Genomic DNA, 19849 nt, shown 5'->3' with positions numbered 1-19849 from the left:
ACAATATACTATAAATTTACTCTAATTGACATATTTCACAATCTAATAAAAAGAAATGGCTGTTTTCGTAAAGGTTATTGTTAAAATCCGAAACAAAACAATCCAACCTAATATGTATCCAAGAGCAAGAAAAGAGCCAAAGAAAAAGACCCAGAGTATCCTGAATCTTTTTTACCTTCTAAGATTGTAGTAAGAATGCTCGGGCATCCGAGTAGGACAAATTCTGCGCCTCGGCGACTGCTTTATAGGTTATCTGTCCATTAAGTGTATTAATCCCTTTTAATATCGCTTCGTTTTCAAGGCAAGCTTGTCTATACCCTTTATTCGCAATTTGAGCAGCATATGGGACCGTTACATTTGTAAGCGCAATGGTTGAGGTTCTCGGAACAGCTCCAGGCATATTTGCCACAGCATAGTGAACGACTCCATGTTTTTCATAGGTAGGTTGGTCGTGAGTGGTAATTCTGTCCGTGGTCTCAAAGATTCCTCCCTGATCAATGGCAATATCGATGACAACTGATCCAGGTTTCATTGACTTAATCATTTCTTCAGTGACCAATTTAGGGGCCCGTGCACCTGGTATGAGCACAGCACCAATTACTAAATCAGCGTATTTTACAGCTTCAGCAATATTATAAGGGTTTGAAATAAGGGTGGTGATATCGTGTCCAAAAATATCATCAAGCTGCCGTAACCGGTCAGGATTTAAATCAATAATTGTGACCTCTGCGCCGAGTCCAATAGCCATTTTCGCCGCATTGGTACCAGCGACACCGCCCCCAATGATGACCACCTTTCCTCTTTGAACACCAGGTACACCTGCAAGAAGAATCCCTCTTCCCCCATGTACCTTTTCTAAAAATTGCGCTCCGACTTGAGGTGCCATCCTCCCTGCTACTTCACTCATAGGGGTAAGGAGCGGCAGGCTCCCGTTTGGTAGTTGGATGGTTTCATATGCAATTCCAATTACCTTTTTCTCTGTTAATGCCTTTGTTAATGCAGGCTCGGGCGCAAGATGTAAATAAGTAAATAAAATCAACCCCTCGTGAAAATATGAGAACTCTTCTGCGAGGGGCTCCTTCACTTTCATAACCATTTCCGCACTCCATGCATCCTTAGCAGTTGAGACAATCTTTGCACCAGCTTGAAGGAAGTCATCGTCTGTAAACCCTGATCCGAGACCAGCATTTTTCTCAACCAAAACCTCATGACCAAACTGAGTAAGGTTCACAACTCCAGCAGGTGTCATGGCAATCCGGTTTTCATTATTTTTTATTTCTTTAGGTACACCGATTCGCACTAATTAGTCCCCCAATACGAGAAAGAATAGTCTAAATTTTCACTCTCCACTTGAGGTTATTTTAGATGAAAAAACAGCAAAAAACAAGCTGAGTTTTTACAGCTTGTTCTCAAAACCTATTCTTCGCTTCTTAGTGAAATCTCTGCTTCTCCACTGGTTGGGTCTATTACTCCACTATTGTATGAGTCCATAATTTGCTGAGTAACTTCCAAGCTTCCTGAGTCATTGTAAGTATACGTTTCACGGTCATTGCGTTTAGGTTTTCCCATTATTTCGCCCCCCTTCCACTCTATATTGTTCGTTAGTTTGTAACATCCATACTATAAAAATTACTGTATAATTAAGGTAAAGGAGGAGGATAACAATGGGACTGACATATAAAAATGTATTAGTTGCTGTTGACGGATCCAAAGAAGCGGCTTGGGCATTCAAAAAGGCGGTCGAAGTAGCTAAAAGGAACGATGCAAAGCTGATTATGACTCACGTTATTGATTTGAGGACCTTTGCTACGGTTGAGGCCTATGATCGAACCATCTCTGAACGCGCAAAAGAATTTGCCAAAGAACTCCTTGAAAACTACAAACTACAAGCAATAGACGCTGGAGTAAGAGAAGTGACCTATGAAATTGAGTACGGTTCTCCAAAAGTCAAAATTGCAAAAGAAATCGCTAAAAAGTTCAACGTTGACTTAATCATTTGTGGTGCCACAGGTATGAACGCAGTTGAACGCTTCTTTATCGGCAGTGTTTCCGAACACATTGTTCGATATGCTCCTTGTGATGTTATGATTATTCGAACAGAAAAGGAAGAAGAATAACGATTGAACCATTCTCTTCTTAAAATAAACAATAAATCTTGAAAAAGCACGCGGCCTAGTAGGCGGCGTGCTTTTATTATTCCTATGATTGGTCTGCTTCGATGAGAAGCTTCCCTTTTTTAATTTGCGCATTTACTTCAGAGAAGCCTGTACCCCCGGCAGAATTTCTACGAACGACAGCGTTATAAGGGTTCAATGCATCATAAATATCTTCTTCAAATAATGAACTAGATTGCTTAAATTCATTAAAAGATAAGTCCGCTAAGTAACAACCTTTTTGGATGCAGTGTAGTACTAGTTTTCCTACTACCTCATGTGCTTCTCTAAAAGGCATCCCTTTTGCAGCAAGGTAATCTGCTAGTTCTGTAGCATTGGAGAAATCTTTTGTTACCGAAGATTCCATATTGTCTTTGTTCACGGTCATGCTTTCTACCATGCCAGCAAAAATTTTCAAGGAGCCTTGTACTGTTTTCACAGTATCAAACATTCCTTCTTTATCTTCCTGCATGTCCTTATTATAGGCTAGCGGAAGTCCCTTCAGGATTGTCAGCAGGCTCATCAAGCCTCCATAAACTCTGCCAGTTTTTCCTCTAATCAACTCTGCCATATCTGGATTTTTCTTCTGCGGCATGATGCTTGATCCTGTCGCAAAAGTATCATCTAATTCAATAAAACGGAACTCTTGGCTAGACCAGAGAATGATTTCTTCAGCAAACCTAGATAAGTGCATCATCATAATTGAACTTGCAGACATAAATTCAAGGATAAAGTCCCGGTCACTTACCGCATCAAGACTGTTCTGGTAAATACCTTCAAATCCAAGCAATTCAGCACTATACTCACGATCAATTGGGAAGGTCGTCCCTGCAAGAGCGCCGGCTCCTAGTGGGCTTATGTTAATACGCTCTAAGGCACTAAGAAAACGTTGCTTATCTCGCTCAAGCATCCAGAAATAGGCCATTAAGTGATGCCCAAATGAGATTGGTTGTGCTCTTTGCAGATGAGTATAGCCAGGCATTATCGTCTCAACATGCTCCTCTGCCTTCTTAAGTAAAACAGATTGAAACTCGTTGATAAGTATTCCTGTTTGTTTTACTTGTTCGCGCAAGTACAAATGCATATCTGTAGCTACTTGGTCATTACGACTTCTTGCAGTATGGAGCTTGCCGCCTACTGGCCCGACAAGCTCTGTTAACAAGTGCTCCAAGTTCAAGTGAATATCTTCATATTTAGTAGAGAATTCTAGTTCCTTTTTCTCTGCTTTTTCCTTTAATGTTTTTAAACCGGTAACGATTGTACTTGCTTCCTCTGCTGTTAAAATTCCACACTTAGCTAACATGGTTGCATGGGCGATACTTCCTTGGATATCTTCAAGAACTAGTTCCTGATCAAAAGAAATTGATGCTCCAAATTCATCGACCCATTCTTCAGCGGAAGCCGTGAACCGGCCGCCCCATAGTTTTTTCACACATTCACCTTCTTGCCTTGTACCATGCTTTGCACTTTTGTTGGAAGTCCCCATAGGTTGATAAAGCCTACGGCTGCAGCATGATCAAATTCATCTTCTTTTGTATAAGTTGCTAGTTTTTCATTATATAAAGAATAAGGAGACTTTCTTCCTTCAATAATTGCATGACCCTTAAATAGTTTCACTCTTACGGTACCTGTCACATATTTCTGCGTTTCCTTTAAGAATGCTTCAAGTGCTGGACGCAATGGAGAGAACCATAAGCCTTCATAAATCATTTCGGTAATCTTCTTTTCAATAACTGGCTTAAAGTGTGCGACTTCTTTTACTAGAGTAATATCTTCTAGTTCTTTATGAGCCTTTATCAGTGTCAATGCACCTGGTACTTCATAGACTTCACGAGATTTGATACCAACTAGACGGTTTTCAACATGGTCAACACGACCTACACCATGTTTCCCAGCAAGGATATTCAGTTCAAGGATAAGCTGTGCTAAAGAGAAAGATTTCCCGTTTAAGGATACAGGTACACCTTGTTCAAACTCAATTTCAACGATTTCTGGTGTATCTGGTGTATCTTCAAGTTCATTCGTTAGCTCAAAAGCTTCCTTTGGTGGAGCAGCCCATGGATCTTCAAGAATTCCACATTCGTTGCTACGGCCCCATAGATTTTGGTCAATAGAAAATGGACTATCAAGATTGATTGGAATCGGAATATTATTTTGAACCGCGTATTCAATCTCTTCTTCACGAGACCATTTCCAATCACGTACAGGTGCAAGAACTTCCAAGTCAGGATTTAAAGCTTTAATGGATACTTCAAAGCGAACTTGGTCATTTCCCTTTCCAGTACAACCATGTGCCACTGCAACAGCACCTTCTTTTTCAGCTACTTCCACGAGCTTCTTTGAAATAAGTGGGCGGGAAAGAGCTGATACCAATGGGTACTTTCCTTCATATAATGTATGAGCTTGAAGAGCGATAAGGGCATATTCCTGAGCATACTCTTCTTTCACATCAAGAACATATGATTTAACGGCGCCAACTTTTAAGGCCTTTTCTTTAACAAAGTTTAAATCTTTTCCTTCACCAACATCTAAGCAACAAGCGATAACGTCGTAACCTTTTTCTTGAAGCCATTTAATTGCAACAGATGTATCCAGCCCGCCTGAATAAGCAAGCACTATTTTTTTATTTCCAGTCATTTATGATTCTCTCCCTTTGAATATTTATACAATCTCATATATGTTTATTCATTATAATAAAACTTAACAGGTTTTGCTTCACTTTTCAATGCTTAAAGGCTAAATTTTTTTAAAATTTTTTAACTAAGTGGATTCTTGAGCAATATCCATAAATAAATGGAAGCTATTTACCTATTGATGTAAAATGGAAGCAGGATTAGAACGGGGTGAAGCTTATCATGAAGGAATATTTTAAAGAGGATAAAAGGTTAGGTATATTGTTACCTGCTTTTAGTACAGAGTGGGATACCTTTTCTGAGGAAACCCAATATGGAATTTTACTTCATTGGGAAAAGATCCGTGGCAGCATTCCTGACCGTATTGCAGATTTGGAGGACTTGATTAATAGAAAGCAAGCAGCATTAAACGACGAAGCAGACTTTAAACAATCCTGCAAGTTAAACAGTGATATTGCCGAACTTGCATCAATTATCAATGACCTCTGGCTCTGGTATCGGACCCATCAAGACGTAACAGCAAAAGCACATATGTAGTCAAAAGACCGTTACAATAATGGCATAATCCATTTTGTAACGGTCTTTGTTAAAAGGTAATCTTTCTGTGTTAGAGGTCCTTTTTTAACTCTCTCACGATGTGACCAATCTCTGGAAGAATTAACTTTTCCATTGCTAGTCGAACAGCCCCGGTGGACCCAGGGGTTGAAAATACAGCTTTATCATTCACAACTCCCGCTGCAGCACGTGAAAGTATTGCAGCTGATCCAATATCTTCTTGATAGCTTAACATCCGAAAAAGCTCGCCAAATCCGGTAATTTCTTTTTCAAATATACTTTGAACTGTTTCGATGGTGACATCTCGTTTGGCAATGCCTGTTCCACCGTTTGTGAGAACAACGTCAATATCTGGATTGTTGCAGCCTTTTAAGACTTCGTTTTTGATAGGCTCTGCCTCATCTTTAACAATTACATAATCTGTTATGAGATGCCCAGCATTCTCCAGCATTTCAATCATCAGCTTACCACTTTTATCTGTATCTTTGTTTCTTGTATCACTGACGGTGATAATTTTACAGTGCACTTGATTTGGCGCAGCCTGTTTATGTTCTTGTGTGCTCATTGGCTACACTCCTCTATGTAAAAAATAACGCATTTGATAATATTTATGAGTAAAATCGGTTACCTTCCTAGTCAATTGATAATTAGAGCTTGCCCCAATTGCCATACTAATCACTGGGACTCCTTGCAGCTTTCTTTTCCTGAACATGAGAATCAAGATGGCCTTCATGATTTGTTTAATCGGCTGTTCGATCCAGGTAATATCCGTCAATTCTTCCTTTCCGTGATAGAAATATAAATCGTCATCTCCCGCTTGCTGCAAATCATCCTTCAACTCATTCCAGCCGCTGTATTGCAACCTTTTTGGCATCATAGCAGTATGGAAAACCTTCAAGGCTGTCATCATCTCAAAAGGAGTATTAACCTCGAATCCATATGACATGGCAATCAGTTGGACGGACCGTAGATTTATTACTGCCATAGCAGGGATATCTGCGCCTAGGACAAGGTTGCCTCCACTTCCAGACATGCCACCTTGAACAAAGGAATATAGCCGGTGCCTGGCAATCTGCTGATCGGCAATGAATTGGATTTGCTCAATAGACAAATGTTTCATATCCGCTATGGACTCCATATCAGGATTAAATACGCGACCTGCTGACATAATTCTATCCTTCGCGTCCATCTGTAATTGTGAACCTTGAATAAGAGAATGGAGATGGAAAAGCCAACTATCGAACTTAACAAAAAACTGTTCCTGTACTTCTTCCGGAAGCATTGAGAATGTTCGTTCTAAATACCTGTCATAGACCAACTCTAAATCATTTGGTACATATTCAGAAAGGGATACCTCCCAATCCTTTAACTCTTCAAGTACCCTCAGTTCCCTTTCGGTTAATGACATTGTGAACCCTCCAGCTAACATTTTATCTTTAGTATAGCACATCTTTAGTGGTCAAATGCTTGGACACCCTATAAGAAAGCGGAAGCGCACTAGTCAGCTGCGTATTACTATGAACGCTCAACTGAGATAGGTGAACCCTTAGTCAACTAGTCCTTTACTGCCGATTGATAGTCGAGTTAATTGGTCATTACGGGCAGTCCTAGAAACTTCTCCTCGTGTAAGGGGAACACCTTGCACAATGGGCTCCTAAAAGCAAAGCTCAATCTTATTTATAGAAAGGCTGTGTTAAAGGTGGAGTTGATTTTCGCCACAGGTACATCGCTTTTCAGGCGTGCCGTAGAGTGTCTACTCTGTCCCGTACTGGGTTGTGTTCGGACTGTCACAGGTAGAAAATCGAAAATGGAGTCCGAATGACAGCCTATAGAAAAAAGGCAAAAGCGAAATGCTTTTGCCTTCTCAAAAATTTATTTTGTCAATCTAACAATATCCCTTGCAATCATGACTTCTTCATCTGTCGGAATAACCATAACTTTTACAGGAGAGTGAGGATAACTGATGAACGCCTCTTCTCCACTGATTTTGTTTAAAGCTGGATCCCAGTATACGCCCATGAACTCTAAGCCTTTTAGAATGCGTGCACGAATGGATGCACTATTTTCCCCAATACCAGCGGTGAAGATAATTGCATCAACACCACTCATACGAGCCGCATAAGATCCAATGTATTTATGAATTCTATTTGCAAATACTTGAAGAGTTAATTCTGCACGCTCATTCCCTTTTTTCGATTCTACTTCGATATCACGAAGATCACTTGAAAATCCGGAAACACCCAACATTCCACTCTCTTTATTCAAGACATCCAAAACTTCATCTGCAGTCTTATTCGTTTTTTCCATAATATAAGGAATAAGTGCTGGGTCAATATTTCCAGAACGGGTTCCCATCGTAACACCAGCTAACGGGGTAAAGCCCATTGAGGTGTCAATTGATTTTCCCCCTTCAATCGCCGCAATACTAGCACCATTTCCTAAATGACAGGAAATCAAACGTAAATGTTCAATTGGTCTTCCTAACATTTCTGCTGCACGTTCTGAAACGTATTTATGAGATGTACCATGAAAACCATACTTACGAACTCCGTAATCCTTATAGTAATTGTATGGTAAGCTGTATAAAAATGAATTCTCAGGCATTGTTTGATGGAATGCTGTATCAAAAACGGTGATAGCTGGAACATTTGGCAATGCTTCTTGGAAGGCACGAATTCCAGTTAAGTTCGCTGGGTTATGAAGTGGAGCAAGCTCTGCTAGCTTTTCAATCTTCGCAATGACTTCGTCTGTAACGACAGCAGAATCACTAAATTCTTCTCCACCATGAACAACTCTATGACCAACGCCTTCAATTTCATCAATTGACTTAATAATTCCAAGAGTCGTTAATTTATCTAAAAGCATCTTAACTGCTACTGCATGATCTGGGATATCAAGTATATCCTTCTGCTTTTCACCGTTCACAGATATTTGGAATACTGAATCTTTCATCCCGATTCTTTCAACAATCCCTTTAGTAATTACTTCTTCACTTGGCATTTCAAAAAGCTGGAACTTTAACGAAGAACTACCAGCATTAATTGCAATCATTTTAGCCATATAACTTTTACGCTCCTTTATTAAACAACTTGTGCCAAACTAGTGGAACATTCTCACTTATTCTGTGCAACAAGCCCATTTTCTATCTCTCCATTCACAATTAAAGCATTGTCTATTTTACATTTCAATGGTGTTATCGCTTACATAAATAATGAGTTTTTATTCAGATACTTTGAAAATTTAGTTAATATCAGATGGCCCCGTTTTATTATATAAACACCTTAAAAACACACAAAAAAATCGGTGATTACTCACCGATTTTTCCACTTCTTCTATTTTTTATTTTCGATAAACCAGGTATCAATTTTTGTAAGGATATTGCTCATCGCCTGACCATCGGAGAGCTTTGGTAAATCAACCAATAGTGCTTGCTTTGGCTGTTTAATGTTCTCCCCTTTTTTCTGTAATATCAAGATGCTTTTTGCTGCTTGTTTATTTTTAAACATCGCTAAAGGCAGTTGGACGATACCCTGAATGTTCAAGTGATTCTTAACAAATTCATGGAGGTTAGCAGATTGCTCACTTTCAAACATCCCGTTCGGAATAATAAAGAATAAATAGCCTCCCTCTTTCGTATGCTTGGTGCTTTGTTCAATAAATAGATGGTGAGCATAAGTATGACCCGTTTTTGCATGTATCTCATATTCTGCTGCTCTGACATCATTCGGATAAAATCCAATTGGCAAGTCACAAACCACCGCATCAACTGGGTCAATAAACAAGCTTTCGAGGCTATCCTGATTAAATAACTCCACCTCATGCATTTGCAGGTTTGCATTTACATAAGCCAGTTTAATCAGAATATCATCAATATCACTTCCAACAGATGTAATTGTCTTATCTGTCTGGTGATTTAGAACAGTGGAAAGGAGGTTCCCTGTTCCAATAGCAGGATCTAATAACCGATAGGCTTGCTTATCAACAAATTTACTCACTAGGTACCCAATAAACATCCCGACTGAGTCCGGGGTCATTTGATGATTAGGCTGAATGTTTTCTTTCATCCCTTTTAAAATTGCCAGTTGAAATGCCTTTCGAATTTCTTCCCGCGAATAATCAGCAAGCTTAATTTCGCTATAGGCCTTTTCAAGTCTTTTATAAGTGAGCTCACTTAAATCCTCTTGGAGAACCTTTCCGTGAAATAGATTTTCTCCTGTCTCCGCAAGAGCTTCTAAATATGTACAAGCTAATTCTTCTCTCATCATATCAGCTGTTTCGTTAAAGGCAGTAAACAACTTTTCTACAGGTACAATACTCAATTCTTTTCCTCCTGTAACTTTTATTTTTTCATTTTAGCTTTCGTTTTCTTATTGGACAAGTATAATGGTTCCTTACTCTTAAGAAAGATTCTGTTATCGTAATCGTTACCCTATTAAACAAAGACAAAAGCCGCAGAATTGTTCTGCGGCTGTCTGGAATAAAGTTTACTCTGCTTGTTTCGCGGCTTCAAGTGCAGCTTCATAGTTTGGATGATCAGTTGCTTCACTTACGTATTCAACATAAGTTACTTTATCATTTGAATCTACTACGAAAACAGCACGAGCTAAGAGGCGTAATTCTTTAATCGCCACTCCATAGGCTTCTCCGAAAGATAGAGCACGGTGATCAGACAATGTCTGAACGTTCTCGATTCCATTCGCTCCACACCAACGCTTTTGCGCGAAGGGTAGATCCACACTAACTGTTAAAACCTTGACATTTCCAAGGCTTGCAGCTTCTTCATTAAAACGGCGGGTTTGTGCATCACACACTCCTGTATCTAACGAAGGGACAACACTGATCAAACGTACAGAACCTTTTGAATCCTGTAGTGTCACCTCTGATAAATCGTTAGCTAAAACAGTAAAATCTGGCGCCTGGTCCCCAACCTTTACTTCGTTACCAAGCAATGTAACATTGTTCCCCTTAAAAGTAATGTTAGCCATATTCCTCATCCTCCTTGTCCATATATGTACAGTGTTAAATATAGCTGTTATCGGTAAATTTTTCAAATATTTGCTATGGTTTTGCCTGACAAATAAATTTCAGTCTCAAACAAAAAGATGTTTTTTATTTACAAATAAAAAGTTAACTTTTCATAAAGAAAAGTTAACTCAATCTGTTAAATATCCAAGTCTTGTTTCGGACCATCATATGCACCAGGATTCGTAGGCTGTAAATCCCCTTGGTTATTTTTGCTCTTGTTTTCGCCACCTTTTGAAAGCATTTGTTGAATTTTTTCAACTGCCTGTGGGGCAACATCCATAATTTTCTCAATTAGATGAGTATTTTCATCGAGATGTAGCATTTTTACGCCTGAAGAGCCCACAATTAAAAAGGCAATCGGTGTAATTGAAACTCCACCACCGCTACCACCACCAAAAGGTTGTGAACCACTCTCTCCCTCAATGCTAAATTCACTTCCCCCAGCTGCAAAGCCAAAGCCTACTTTTGAAACCGTCATGATGACACTTCCATCAGGCGTTTCAACTGGGTCCCCGATGATTGTGTTAACATCAATCATTTCCTTTAAATTCTCCATTGCAGTTGTCATAAGTCCTTGAATTGGATGATCTGACATCTTTATTCCTCCTTATGAAATTGAATTTGTTTTATTGCCAGAAAGGACAGACAGCGGCTTGGTTTTAAACTTTGGCATTCCGCCCTTCCAGTATTTAAGCAGTTTCATTCCTGTCCATATAGCATGCCCGACCCGAATTTGAAAGATACATTTTAACTGAATTTGGGAGGCAAATTGTTGAAAGTTTGGGGTAACGGTTAGAACCGGCCTAACGGTTAACATCATATAATGACTTAGTAGTCCTAAAATTGCTCCTTTTGCTGCCCAGATGGCTCCACACAAAATAGCAGTCGAAGCAGCGTCCCCAATTCCAACGCGAGTGTGCCATTCAAACTTTTTAATCTTCACCTTGCTTAAAAGTTTTCGAATAAGGATATGTAAGCCAAAAACATGTTCGAGGAGCGATTTCGTATCGTTTAGACTGTTCGCTAAATCCTGCTTTTCAAAGCTATTCTCTTCTGTATGCATGGTTTCGTCTGTTGGACCCATTTTTGATTTTTCCTCTACAACGATGGCAGGAGAATCATCATCAAGCTTAATTACTGGAACTTCTTTTTTGTATTTTATCAATCCTCCCCAAGCCTTCAGCATAATGGTTAGATGATCATTATCTTTCCCATGATAGAAATCAATATGAATTTTTACATTGGTTAAAATGATGATAACGAAAAGTGCAATTAAAACTAGTAGCAATAAGAATAGCCATTTCAAATTTGCTCACTACCTTTCAGCCTATCAGTATAATCAACTGAAAAAAAAATAAACCTGCCTATAGACAGGTTTATCTTTCATGAATCACTGTTGTATCTGCAAATAAATCATGTAAGCCCTGCTTTTTAGGCAGGAAGGCAACTACAATGTAAAGGATCACAATCGCGCTAGAAATAAAACGACCAATCCATTCTCGAAAGAGAACCGTTCCCCAAGAAAGTGTATCTCCCTTAAGATTAATAACTTTGATGCCAAACGCCATTTTACCAAGTGTTTGCCCAAGGAATTTCGTCATTAACACAAAATACAGGTAAAAGGTTAGAGCCGTTAGAATGGCAATCGGTGCAAACATACTATCTTCTGATAATGGGAGGTCGAAGGCACGAAACACTGGATAAAAAACTAGGCGGTTTATACTACCAATCACGACTAAGTCTAACAAATAGGCCCAAAATCTCATCCAAAACCCTGCGTATCTTAAGGTAGAAAAGGAGTTTGACCCCAAAGGCTGAGGCGTTGCTTCTTGTATTGAAGTTTGACCATGGTCTAATTCTTTCTGACTAACGAATTCGGCATCCTCTATTGTATCTGACTTGTTTTCATCATAGCCGTTTGTACTCACGTGTAACTCCCCCCTTATTCAGCATATAAGTACATCAGTCGAGGTGAATTCGGTTGAGATAGGAGCTTCATCAAACCAGCCATCTCCAAATCCTTCCCCATCAGCTTCTGTGTCCCCATGCTCAATAGAGAATTCAAACCAAAGCTCTCAGTATACTGAATTACTTGAGCATCATTAAGCTTCTCGTCCTTTTTAACAACTTCAATGACATCTTCTAAATGTCCAAATCCATCAATTAAATTTACTTCTAGGGCTTGACGGCCATCATAAATCCTTCCATCGGCAATCCTTTTCACTTCATCAACTGTCATACCCCGTCCTTCTGAGATTACCTTAACAAATCCTTCATAAGAATTATTAATCATCTCCTGGAGGATTTCTCTTTCCTTCTCCGTCATTTCCCTTGAACCACTCATAATATCCTTATAAGGGCCGCTCTTTATTGTTACAAACTCGACACCATACTTTTCTGCAAGTCCTGAATAATTGACTCCTTGCATAATAACTCCTAAGGAACCTGTCATCGTTTCAGGGCTAGCATAAATTTTCTTAGCTGGTGCAGAGATATAGTATCCTCCTGATGCAGCCATGGACCCCATCGATACATAGACAGGTTTTTTCGTTTCTTCTTGAATCTCAACAATTTTGTCATGAATCTCTGCACTTTCGACCACTCCACCTCCAGGAGTGTTCACCCGCAGAATAACAGCCTTAACGGTATTATCTTCCTTTAGGTAATTAAGTTGCTCCATAAATTGGCGATGACTATATCCTGTAGAGTCAAGAAACGGACTAGTGCTACCAGTATCCTGAATGGTACCATTCACAGTCAGTACGACAATTTTGTTAAAAGCATCTCCTTCTTCCAAAACTTCTTCCATCATGCCCTCGTCCGTAACAAACATATCGGAAAACGCTGAATCCATTTCCGAAAAAGCAAAAGATGACAAAAAGTTTACGAATACTGAGATAACAAATAATATACTTGCAATCCCTAGTGCAGCCCACCTTTTTCCATTCATGTAATTCCTCCTTTAAATGCTTTCCAAATAAAATTTAGCTTTTTCATAAAATATTAAAATGAATCACCCCTATTTTAGCAAAATATGTGAAAGAATGGGTAATATAACAAATATTCCATTTAAGTTGGAGGAGAGATCATGCAAAACCGTCGAAAGCTTTATTTTTATCATAAGCCAGATCCTGATATGAAGGACACTGTTGCTCCACTTTACGAATTAGCCAAAAGATATGATTTCCAATTAGAGAAAGATTATCGAAACGCAAATATTATCGTTAGTGTTGGAGACGATGAGACGTTTCTTCAAGCTGTACGAAATACCGGGTTTCGAGACGATTGCTTGTATTTCGGAATCTCTACGAGCGGGAAACGAACAATGTATTGTGACCTCTATTCCGAAGACCACTCTGCTATTATTGAAGCGATGACAAATGATAATCTAGAGGTAAGACGCTATCCAACGGTGAATGTGACGATTGATGGAGAAACAAGCTTTCAATGCTTAAATGAGTTTAGTGTACGCTCATCGATTATCAGGACTTTTGTCATGGATGTATTCATTGACCAGCTTCATTTTGAGACCTTCCGTGGCAACGGATTGCTTGTATCTACACCAACAGGTAGTACAGGCTATAATAAGTCTGTTAATGGATCAATTGTTGACCCACTACTCAAATGCTTACAAGTGAGTGAAGTGGCGTCCCTCAATAACAATCAATATCGAACATTGGGATCTTCGTTTATCTTAGCAGGGGACCGAAAGTTAACTCTGAAGGTGGTTCAAGACGGAAATGACTACCCAATTATGGGGATGGACAATGAAGCACTTAGTATCCAACATGTTGAGAAAATTGAGGTTCAGCTTAGTGATAAACAAATAAAAACACTTAAATTGAAGGACAATTCCTTCTGGGAAAAAGTAAAAAGGAATTTTCTATAAAAACACTTTAACAAAGCCTTTCACCTACAAAAAAAGATTGCTCACAAAAAATGAAAGAGCCCTGAATTGGGCTCTTTCATTTTAAATATGAGTACTTTTTTCTTTTCGCAACTTCATTTCGAGATTGGTGGCAAGCTTTGTTTTTGAAACTGAATAAATGGTAAGCGCCGACCAAATAAAGATAAAAGCTAGCAAATCAGACTTTGAAAAGGTCTCATGATAAACAAAGATTCCTAGAAACAACATAATAGTCGGAGCTATATACTGTAAGAAACCAAGAGTTGATAACGGAATCCTTTGTGCACCCTTTGCAAACAGTAATAAAGGTATAGCCGTTGCGGCACCTGCTCCTATTAGAAGGAAACTCATCTCCCAATCACCTGCAATAATCATATTGTCAGAGCCGATAAACCACCACATATAAAGGGCTGCTATTGGAGTCATAACCATGGTTTCAAGTGCCAAACCAACTGCGGAATCCATTTTTATGAGTTTCTTAGCCATCCCGTATAACCCAAAGGAAAGTGCTAATGTAATAGCAATCCATGGAAAGCTCCCATATGAAGCAGTCATAATAAGGACCCCAACGGTCGCCAGTATGAAAGAGACGATTTGTGCATGAGAAAGTTTTTCTTTAAAGAAAATAACCCCTAACATGACGGATACAATCGGGTTAATATAATAGCCTAAACTAGTTTCAACCATTTGTCCGCTATTGACACCCCAGATATAAACAAACCAATTAATACTAATTAATACAGAGGCAATGACGAGTGCTAATAACTGTCGTTTGTTTTTAGCGAAACCTTGAATCGTTTTAATAAATAACGGCCATTTTTTAGATAGAAATAATAGCAATAATATAAATAAAAACGACCATAGCACGCGGTTAGCCAATATTTCTTCTGCTCCTACACGATCTAGCATTTTCCAGTAGAAAGGAAGAAATCCCCATAAAATATAGGCGATTGCAGCATACATAATGCCACTTTGTTGCTCATTTTGACTTCCCATTTCCATCCCCCCTTTATTCTTTCTAGTCACGAAATAATTCCATTATATCGGTGGATGAACAGGGCTGACAATTCTTTTTTATTTTACTTGCGTTAAAAAGATATACTGTTTGATTACATCAAGCCTCTCAATCTAAAAAAATGCAGGGATAACTTCCCCTGCATTTCATTTGGAAAATATTAAACCTCTTGTTCTTTTTTACGGAGCTCTATTCTGCGAATTTTTCCAGAGGTGGTCTTAGGTAGTTCTTCAATGAATTCAATTTTCCTAGGATATTTGTATGGTGCCGTAAGTGTCTTAACATGGTTTTGTAACTCAGGAATTAGGTTTGGATTATCTTGTTCCAAAGGATTCTTTAAAACGATAAAAGCCTTTACTATGTTTCCGCGGACTTCATCAGGAGATGCCACCACTGCACATTCTTTTACTGCAGGGTGCTTTACAAGGGCATCCTCGACTTCAAATGGACCGATTGTATACCCCGAGCTAATAATGATATCATCACCGCGACCTTCAAACCAAAAGTACCCTTCCTCATCCTTTTTGGCTTTGTCGCCAGTAATATAATAATCTCCGCGGAACTGCTTTGCAGTCCGTTCTGGATCTTTATAGTAGTTTTTAAACAATGCAGGAGTATCAATATGAACAGCGATATCCCCTACTTCTCCAACAGAACAAATATGGCCATCATCATTAATAATTTCGACTTTATTTCCTGGTGTCGGTTTTCCCATTGACCCCTCTTTAAGGTCCATCCCTTGGGTAACCCCAACAAGTAAAGTATTTTCCGTTTGACCGTAGCCATCACGCACATCTAGATTGAAATGCTTCCTAAAGATATCAATGACTTCGCGATTTAGCGGCTCTCCAGCTGAAACAGCACTACGTAATGCTGGAAGTTGATATTGATCGATATGATCCACTTTGGCCATAATGCGATATTCCGTTGGAGTACAACATAACACATTTATCTTATATGTCTGCAAAAGCTCAAGATACTTAGTTGGCTCGAACCTCCCATTAAAAACAAAACCTGTTGCACCCGAACCTAATACAGATAGGAAGGGACTCCATATCCATTTCTGCCAACCTGGTGCCGCGGTTGCCCAAACTGTATCGCCTTCCTCAATTCCTAGCCAATGTTTCGCTGCAGTCTTTAAGTGGGCATAGGCCCATCCATGGGTATGAACCACCCCTTTCGGATTTCCAGTTGTGCCAGACGTATAGGATAAAAACGCCATATCATCCCGGTCGGTATCCGCCAACTCTAGTGAATCCGAGGCACCGTCTAGCTCATTGTCTAAGTAAATCCATCCAGATTCCTGGTTTCCAACAGAGTATTTCACGAGATTTTCTGCCTCTGAAATTCCTGAGAATTGTTCAACAAACGGATAGTAACTAACCACAGCTTTTACGTCTCCGTGGGTTATTCGATATTGTAAATCTTTTGTTCGTAACATTTCTGAACTTGGAATAACCACAAGTCCCATTTTCAAGGCTGCGATATATACTTGATAGGCTTCAATAAGCCGAGGTATAACAACTAACACGACATCTCCTTTTGTTAAACCACTCGCCTTAAATACATTTCCAATCTTATTAGCATTTTTTATTAAATCCTTGTATGTGATATTCTTTTTATCCCCATCTTCATTTTCCCAGTGAAGAGCCAATTTCCCTTCCTGTTGTGCAAATCGTTCAAATTCAGAAATTAAGTTATACTTTTGTGGTGCAATCAATTGTTCCCTCTTCATATTGCCCCTCCTCAAAATTAGTACCTAGTAATAACACCTAATAATATTATACAGAAAATCCATCCTTTTTGTAGGATTTTTTTATATGTACATTGAGGGACAACAAAAAGAAGCGGGAATTGCTTCCCGCTTCTGTAGCCATTTTATATTTAATTATTGTTGAGAAAATCCGCTCATTTGCTGTTGAGCCATAGAAACCAAACGCTTAGTGATCTCTCCCCCAACAGAACCATTGGCACGGGAAGTAGTTTCAGCGCCAAGGTTTACGCCAAATTCAGATGCAATTTCAACCTTCATTTGATTAAGAGCTTGCTCAACCCCAGGTACTAAAAGGTTGTTTGAGTTGTTTGAGTTGTTGTTAGCCATGTGATTTTCACCTCCTTGTGAGTATAGAGTGTGTAGAATCACATGAACTAATACAAATCAATTGTTGGTAATTATTCACATTTGAATCACGATATCGTACATACTTGCAAAGGTTAAAATAAATCTTCTTCGAGTTGCTGACCCATCCCTGGTTTCACGATAATTGTTTCTGTGTCATTGACAGCTTTTTCAATCAGCGGTTCAAAATCAAAATAGCTTTCAAAATGTTGGACTTTTTCTAGTTTTGGTTTTGTTTTAGGCGATGATGGAACAAAAACTGTACAGCAATCTTCATATGGTAAATTTGAGATTTCAAGCGTATCAATCTTTGCAGCTATATCCATAATGTCCGTTTTATCCATGGTAATAAGCGGTCTTAAAATAGGTGTTGATGTCACTTCGTTAATCGCATACATGCTTTCAAGGGTTTGGCTAGCCACCTGCCCTAAACTTTCCCCGGTAATAATGGCTAATCCTCCATTCCTTTCTCGTATACGATCCGTTATCCTTAGCATCAGTCTTCTTGTTGTTGTCATGGTGTAATTTGCGGGAACTTGCTTATGAATGGTTTGCTGAATCTCTGTAAATGGGATAATATGCAGGACCATCTGTCCACTCACTTCAGCAAGCTTTTGGGTAAGGTCAATTACTTTTTGCTTAGCTCGTTCACTTGTAAAAGGCGGGCTGGCAAAATGAACGGCTTCAACCTCCACCCCACGTTTCATTGAAAGGTATCCTGCAACCGGACTATCAATTCCACCTGAGAGCATCAACATCGCTTTGCCACTAGACCCAACAGGAAGTCCAGCAGCCCCACGGATGGTTTCTGCAGAGAGGTATGCCGCCTCTTCACGCACTTCTATTTGAAGGTTGATATCTGGATTCCTGACATCAACCTTTAAACCAGAAATGCGGTTCAGCAGATATCCTCCAAATTCATGATTAATTCCATTGGTATCCAACTCAAAAAATTTGTCAGATCTTTTCCCAGTGATTTTAAAGGTTTTTCCTTCACTAAATAAGTCATTCACTAAAGCTAATGCTGCCTGCTTCATTTTTTCTATATCCTTTTCAACCTTAATAGCAGGGCTAAATGACTGAATTCCAAATACTTTTTTTAATCGATCAGATACTTGGATTCCATCTTCTCCATTTAATAACACATACATTCTATCTCTGTCTGCTTGGATAACAGCATTCGGAAATTCTTCGATTGCTTTTCTGACACTTTTTCTTAATTTATCAATAAATTTATTGCGGTTCCGTCCCTTTGTCGAAATTTCCCCATATCGTATTAGAATTCGGTCATACATCATTTATTTCATTACCTCTCTTAATCGTTTTACACTATTTTGTATAGCCTTAACTGCTCGTTCTGCTTCCTGCAATGTATTTTCATAAGAAAGGCTAATTCGAATAGCGCTCTCCGCTTGGTCTGTGGACACTCCCATTGCAATGAGTGTTTTACTTGGTGCATTTCTTTTTGATGAGCATGCACTTGTGGTAGAAACATAAATACCTTCCTGTTCAAGGGCATGAACAAAGACCTCTGCTTTAATTCCCTTCAACGAAAAATTTAAAATATGCGGAGCCTCGTTAGTTTCAGGCGTATGGATGGTAGCTTCAGGTATTTGCTTTAACCCGGATTTTATTGTACCCAAAATTTGCCTTAACTGATCAACTTTTTGTTTTCGTAAATCCTCAGACATCCTTAAAGCCTTTGCCATGGCAACCATACCGGCCACATTCTCTGTACCATTTCGTCTTTTCCCTTCCTGCCCTCCACCAGATAGCAGCGAAGAGATCCGAACTCCATCTTTTACAAACAAAGCTCCCGTCCCTTTTAATCCATGAAACTTATGCCCTGAAATGGTGCAAAGGTCAATGCCATAACGATAAAAATCTAATGGAAGCTTTCCGACACCTTGAACATGGTCTACATGAAAATAAATTTTTGGGAAATCCTTAAGAAGTGTCCCAATTTCTTGAATCGGCTGAACGGATCCGACTTCGTTATTAATATGGATGACCGACACAAGAATTGTATCATGCCTAATTGCTCGCTCTATGTCTGCTGGATTTACACGACCATCCTTCGTTACTGGAATATACGTAACTTCGAACCCAAGTTCTTCTAACTGTTTTACCGAGTTGCGAACAGAGTCATGTTCTATTTCGGTGGTAATAATGTGCTTCCCACGCCCTCTATGCTCCATGGCAATTCCTTTAATGGCAAGGTTGTTCCCCTCAGTACCCCCAGATGTAAACACTATTTCAGACGTTTTTACTCCAAGAATCTTGGCGATTTGTGCATGTGCCTGCGAGAGGAGCTTTTCTGCTTGGCCTCCTACCTGATGCAAAGAAGAAGGATTGCCAAAATAGGAAGAAGAAACCTTCATGAATGATTCAAGCACTTCAGTAAAAGGTTTTGTTGTTGCACTGTTATCAAAATAGATCATT

The 19849-nt window shown here is 39.2% G+C and carries 21 protein-coding genes; 3 read left to right on the top strand and 18 right to left on the bottom strand.

Translation table 11 applies throughout. The features are described from left to right. Window positions 1-178 precede the first annotated feature (178 nt). Both ald and H0185_RS19770 read right to left on the bottom strand, forming a co-directional pair. Window positions 179-1300, bottom strand: coding sequence for an alanine dehydrogenase (gene ald / locus H0185_RS19775; protein ID WP_221875222.1), 1122 nt, complete (start codon window positions 1298-1300; stop codon window positions 179-181). Window positions 1301-1416: 116 nt separating this feature from the next. Next, on the bottom strand, window positions 1417-1569 hold the full coding sequence (locus H0185_RS19770; protein ID WP_221875221.1) for a hypothetical protein: 153 nt from the start codon (window positions 1567-1569) through the stop codon (window positions 1417-1419). A gap of 95 nt (window positions 1570-1664) precedes the next feature. Between H0185_RS19770 and H0185_RS19765 the strand changes: the two genes are divergently transcribed. Continuing rightward, window positions 1665-2117 carry a universal stress protein gene (locus tag H0185_RS19765; protein WP_221875220.1) on the top strand — a complete coding sequence of 151 codons (453 nt, stop codon included), beginning with the start codon at window positions 1665-1667 and terminating at the stop codon, window positions 2115-2117. Window positions 2118-2199: 82 nt separating this feature from the next. On the opposite strand, the gene argH is transcribed toward H0185_RS19765, so the two are convergent. Next, on the bottom strand, window positions 2200-3585 hold the full coding sequence (argH, locus tag H0185_RS19760) for an argininosuccinate lyase (protein ID WP_221875219.1): 1386 nt from the start codon (window positions 3583-3585) through the stop codon (window positions 2200-2202). Beyond that, complete coding sequence (locus H0185_RS19755) at window positions 3582-4790, bottom strand: argininosuccinate synthase (RefSeq protein WP_221875218.1); 1209 nt, start codon at window positions 4788-4790, stop codon at window positions 3582-3584. The genes argH and H0185_RS19755 overlap by 4 nt, the downstream gene beginning before the upstream one ends. Window positions 4791-5008: 218 nt before the next feature. On the opposite strand from H0185_RS19755, the gene H0185_RS19750 reads away from it, so the two are divergent. Beyond that, a complete protein-coding gene (locus H0185_RS19750; RefSeq protein ID WP_221875217.1) occupies window positions 5009-5323 on the top strand; it encodes a hypothetical protein in 315 nt (104 codons plus the stop codon). 70 nt (window positions 5324-5393) lie between these two features. On the opposite strand, the gene H0185_RS19745 is transcribed toward H0185_RS19750, so the two are convergent. The 9 genes from H0185_RS19745 to sppA all read right to left on the bottom strand — a co-directional run bounded on the left by H0185_RS19745 (window position 5394) and on the right by sppA (window position 13316). Continuing rightward, on the bottom strand, window positions 5394-5906 hold the full coding sequence (locus H0185_RS19745; protein WP_221875216.1) for a MogA/MoaB family molybdenum cofactor biosynthesis protein: 513 nt from the start codon (window positions 5904-5906) through the stop codon (window positions 5394-5396). A gap of 3 nt (window positions 5907-5909) precedes the next feature. Then, window positions 5910-6749 (bottom strand): EcsC family protein, encoded by an 840-nt coding sequence (locus tag H0185_RS19740; protein ID WP_221875215.1) that lies wholly within the window; start codon window positions 6747-6749, stop codon window positions 5910-5912. 464 nt (window positions 6750-7213) lie between these two features. Then, entirely contained in the window at window positions 7214-8401 is a 1188-nt protein-coding gene (locus tag H0185_RS19735; RefSeq protein WP_221875214.1) for an acetate kinase, read from the bottom strand. Window positions 8402-8673: 272 nt separating this feature from the next. Continuing rightward, window positions 8674-9660, bottom strand: a complete 987-nt coding sequence (locus H0185_RS19730) for a class I SAM-dependent methyltransferase (RefSeq protein WP_221875213.1) — start codon at window positions 9658-9660, stop codon at window positions 8674-8676. A gap of 165 nt (window positions 9661-9825) precedes the next feature. Further along, the gene (tpx, locus tag H0185_RS19725; RefSeq protein ID WP_221875212.1) at window positions 9826-10326 is read right to left on the bottom strand and encodes a thiol peroxidase; all 501 of its coding nucleotides are present in this window, start codon (window positions 10324-10326) and stop codon (window positions 9826-9828) included. 176 nt (window positions 10327-10502) lie between these two features. Beyond that, the gene (ytfJ, locus tag H0185_RS19720; protein WP_221875211.1) at window positions 10503-10961 is read right to left on the bottom strand and encodes a GerW family sporulation protein; all 459 of its coding nucleotides are present in this window, start codon (window positions 10959-10961) and stop codon (window positions 10503-10505) included. Window positions 10962-10973: 12 nt separating this feature from the next. After that, entirely contained in the window at window positions 10974-11672 is a 699-nt protein-coding gene (locus H0185_RS19715; RefSeq protein WP_221875210.1) for a DUF2953 domain-containing protein, read from the bottom strand. A gap of 70 nt (window positions 11673-11742) precedes the next feature. Next, window positions 11743-12294, bottom strand: a complete 552-nt coding sequence (locus H0185_RS19710) for an RDD family protein (RefSeq protein WP_425515838.1) — start codon at window positions 12292-12294, stop codon at window positions 11743-11745. 14 nt (window positions 12295-12308) lie between these two features. Further along, a complete protein-coding gene (gene sppA, locus H0185_RS19705; RefSeq protein ID WP_221875209.1) occupies window positions 12309-13316 on the bottom strand; it encodes a signal peptide peptidase SppA in 1008 nt (335 codons plus the stop codon). Between the two features lie 138 nt (window positions 13317-13454). On the opposite strand from sppA, the gene H0185_RS19700 reads away from it, so the two are divergent. Beyond that, complete coding sequence (locus tag H0185_RS19700) at window positions 13455-14255, top strand: NAD kinase (protein ID WP_221875208.1); 801 nt, start codon at window positions 13455-13457, stop codon at window positions 14253-14255. Between the two features lie 81 nt (window positions 14256-14336). Here H0185_RS19700 and rarD read toward each other — a convergent pair whose 3' ends face one another. From rarD to H0185_RS19675, 5 genes are all read right to left on the bottom strand, one after another. After that, on the bottom strand, window positions 14337-15269 hold the full coding sequence (rarD, locus tag H0185_RS19695) for an EamA family transporter RarD (RefSeq protein WP_221875207.1): 933 nt from the start codon (window positions 15267-15269) through the stop codon (window positions 14337-14339). Window positions 15270-15448: 179 nt separating this feature from the next. Then, window positions 15449-17023, bottom strand: a complete 1575-nt coding sequence (gene mbcS / locus H0185_RS19690) for an acyl-CoA synthetase MbcS (protein ID WP_221875206.1) — start codon at window positions 17021-17023, stop codon at window positions 15449-15451. 153 nt (window positions 17024-17176) lie between these two features. Next, window positions 17177-17389 carry an alpha/beta-type small acid-soluble spore protein gene (locus H0185_RS19685; protein WP_221875205.1) on the bottom strand — a complete coding sequence of 71 codons (213 nt, stop codon included), beginning with the start codon at window positions 17387-17389 and terminating at the stop codon, window positions 17177-17179. A gap of 113 nt (window positions 17390-17502) precedes the next feature. Then, complete coding sequence (gene thiI / locus H0185_RS19680) at window positions 17503-18705, bottom strand: tRNA uracil 4-sulfurtransferase ThiI (protein ID WP_221875204.1); 1203 nt, start codon at window positions 18703-18705, stop codon at window positions 17503-17505. Beyond that, window positions 18706-19848: a cysteine desulfurase family protein gene (locus H0185_RS19675; RefSeq protein WP_221875203.1), complete on the bottom strand. Its 1143-nt coding sequence runs from the start codon at window positions 19846-19848 to the stop codon at window positions 18706-18708. Window position 19849 lies beyond the last annotated feature (1 nt).

This window comes from Mesobacillus maritimus (assembly GCF_019749255.1).
Lineage (GTDB): Bacteria > Bacillota > Bacilli > Bacillales > Cytobacillaceae > Mesobacillus_B > Mesobacillus_B maritimus_A.
Note: the sequence above shows the minus strand (reverse complement) of the source record. Positions and strands in the feature narration are given on the sequence as shown.